The sequence below is a fragment of the Sinorhizobium sp. FG01 genome (genome assembly GCF_002531875.1).
GTDB lineage: Bacteria > Pseudomonadota > Alphaproteobacteria > Rhizobiales > Rhizobiaceae > Sinorhizobium > Sinorhizobium fredii_C.
The window spans coordinates 1-2,696 of the sequence record NZ_NWTB01000054.1 but is presented as its reverse complement, the minus strand read 5'-3'; the positions used below and the strand labels follow the sequence as shown (position 1 = coordinate 2,696).

2 protein-coding genes and 1 pseudogene are annotated in these 2,696 nt (G+C 54.3%); 2 read left to right on the top strand and 1 reads right to left on the bottom strand.

Translation table 11 applies throughout. From position 1 onward, the window contains the following. A pseudogene (locus CO656_RS31190) lies at positions 1-213 on the bottom strand (IS110 family transposase); the annotation flags it as partial. Between the two features lie 681 nt (positions 214-894). Between CO656_RS31190 and panD the strand changes: the two are divergent. Together panD and CO656_RS29420 are read left to right on the top strand one after the other, a co-directional pair. Then, on the top strand, positions 895-1,350 hold the full coding sequence (gene panD / locus CO656_RS29425; RefSeq protein ID WP_097528130.1) for an aspartate 1-decarboxylase: 456 nt from the start codon (positions 895-897) through the stop codon (positions 1,348-1,350). A gap of 129 nt (positions 1,351-1,479) precedes the next feature. Further along, the gene (locus CO656_RS29420) at positions 1,480-2,556 is read left to right on the top strand and encodes a D-alanine--D-alanine ligase (protein ID WP_097528129.1); all 1,077 of its coding nucleotides are present in this window, start codon (positions 1,480-1,482) and stop codon (positions 2,554-2,556) included. Positions 2,557-2,696 lie beyond the last annotated feature (140 nt).

Below are 2,696 nucleotides of genomic sequence, written 5' to 3'. Positions count from 1 at the left end.
TGCGTCAACCTCACCCCAAAAGCGGGTCTCTCCCTCCCGGCCGGATTCAGCGACAGCGATCGCGTTCTTCAGTTTGGCGACATCGATTCCTATAAAAGCTTCTCTATAATCTGCCACGGCTCGTCCTCCTGTGATGAGGATCGGCTCGGCCTGTCCGAGCAACCCTCGGAAGACCAGTGTAGGGCGAGCCACCTCAGGCACGAAGACGGACATACGGTCTTACAGCGTTTCGTCTCGGTCTTCTCAGCCTTCCGTAATCTCTTCGTCAGTCCACTCAAGACGCTCCGCCTTCCAGATCCATATCCATCGCCTCAATGCTATGGCGGAATGGAAGCTGCGACCAGAGCCCTCGCCTGATATCCTGTCAGCGGTCCCTTCACGTCGAACCTCAGACAACGTGACAGCGCCCAGACACCTCCCCGCGGGTTTGTCGGATCCGCAACACACGCATGTCGAACCAATCTCCTGTTTGGCCTCAGGCAAATAGTTGAAAACAACACCAGAGTACCGCCTTCGGTTCTATCAGCTAGGTTGGCACGAGTTTTGCGACTTAATTGCGAGGCGGCGGAAGCTGCTAAAACGGTATCACGTCCTTGGGTGAATTGCGATGGATCGAGGAAATGAACATGCTAGGTTTGCGTCAAAATCTCATTTTACGGGTAGGGCATCGGCAGAGCGACAATGCCTCCACCTCATAATGGACCCACCTGCGTCTCACCGTCTCCCTCTGCCAGCGTACGCTGACGTCGATGTCCGTCATGATTGCCACTCTTTTTTGAAAGTCGGCTTCTCGGCCTATCTCGGGACGCCGATCAATCCCCCGATCCCTGCGATTAAGACCACTGACGTCGTTGGCGGCATGGCGATCGCCACGATTAGAAGAGGAAACTGTATATGAGAAAGATCGTTGCAGCCAAGCTTCATGGCATCACTGTCACTGGCGCGGATCTGAACTACCACGGATCAATAACTCTCGACCCTGACCACTGCGACGAGGCGGGTATTTTTCCGATGGAATTCGTTGAGGTTTGGAATAGGTCCTCAGGCGCGCGAATCAGCACATACGTCATCTACGGTGAAAGGGGTTCTCGTTGCTGCGTGCTGAACGGAGCCGCTGCTCGCACATGTCAGGTCGGAGATGAGATGATCGTTTGCTCGTCCACATACATTGAGGAACATCAGATCGCAGTTATCAAGCCGCGAGTGCTGACGTTCGACCGGAACAATTCTGTCCGCGACCGAATGTTCTACGATGCTAGGATAAGGGATGATGGAACGGTGACGTTTGAGGTTCGCGAGGGCTCTCTCCTCGCGGTAAATCATAACGACAAGGAACTGGCCGTTCCCTGATAGCTTACGGGGCCGGAATGGGCGGTGAAGGACACCAAACGGAGAATGATCCCGCTTACTCAGATGGTCTTCGTGTGTTCCGAGCCCCAATTATAGCTGACCGCACTTCTTTCTGAAAGGCAATCTACAATGCAATTGGCGCTCATGTATGGCGGCCGCTCGGTGGAGCACGATGGGTCGATCGCGATGTACAACCACATCGCAGACGTCCTCAACAATGCTTCCAATGCGGATATTTCACCGGTATCCATCTACTACATCTCACGATCCGGGGACCTGCTCAGGCTCGCACTTGACGGGGATCGCCTTCCCAAGCACGACGAGTTCGCAACCCGCGCTGAAACGCATCCGCTCGCTTCTCTCGCTCACCTACTCAAGCGCGAAGGCCTTTTCGTCTTTTCACTTCTTCAGGGCCAGGACGGGGAGGATGGCCAAATCCAGGCTCTTGCCCAATTCCACGACATTCCGGGGAGCTTCGGCGACAAGACTGCGGCCATGCTCTCAGCGGATAAGTATCTGCAGGGCGTAGTTGCCAATCGACTTTGCCTAGAGTTGACTCCCATTCCGACGGTCCAAGTCTCCCAAGGCAATTTCGAAGCCGGCATCAAAGAAGCCCTGCGGCATCTTGCTGGCCCGTGTGTCCTCAAACCGAACACGCTTGGAGGATCCTTCCTCACCGAGTGCACAGACAAACTCTCAGAGGATGGCCTCCGTTCTTATTCCGAACGAATCGCTCCGTTTGACGCTTCGTTTTTGGTCCAGCAGCGAATTTTTGGAACGGAGTACACGTGCGGCATCTTAATCGACCACCACGAGATTATGCCGCTTCCGATTGCGCGGATCAACAATCCTTCGGGCTTCCTCGGGTATGTTCAGAAGAAGACGCGATCGAGTAGCTACTCTGTTGAGTTCCATGACGTAGAGGAGAAGCTTCAAACTCGCATCGCCTCAATTTCCACGAAGATTGCTCGGGAGTTCAGGCTCCACACATTCGGGCGCCTTGATTTCATCGTTGATGAGCAGCAACGTGTTCACTTCTTCGAAATCAACCTAGTCCCAGGACTGACGGCAAACTGCATGTTTACAAAGATGCTCGCAAAAGCGGGCTTTGACCTGTGCCACGTCATTCGGCTAGCTGCCTCCAACGAGGCGAATGCAAGGAACCGAGAGAAGATCCGCAAGATCGAGACCAGCCGCGTTTGCTAGGGAATACAGCCTAGCGGCGTGATCGTTTGCGCGAAATGTGCTGCTCGTCCGTTTCGGGTAGGAGCGTGACCTTGCCCCGTTGAAATAATCCATTTTGAAGTAAGCTCTGGCCCATTGAGAGGACCAGAGAATGAAGCGCA

Bases quoted from the DNA above. Each gene is read 5' to 3' on its own strand.
- panD (WP_097528130.1), top strand. From the start codon at position 895: ATGAGAAAGATCGTTGCAGCCAAGCTTCATGGCATCACTGTCACTGGC.
- CO656_RS29420 (WP_097528129.1), top strand. From the start codon at position 1,480: ATGCAATTGGCGCTCATGTATGGCGGCCGCTCGGTGGAGCACGATGGG.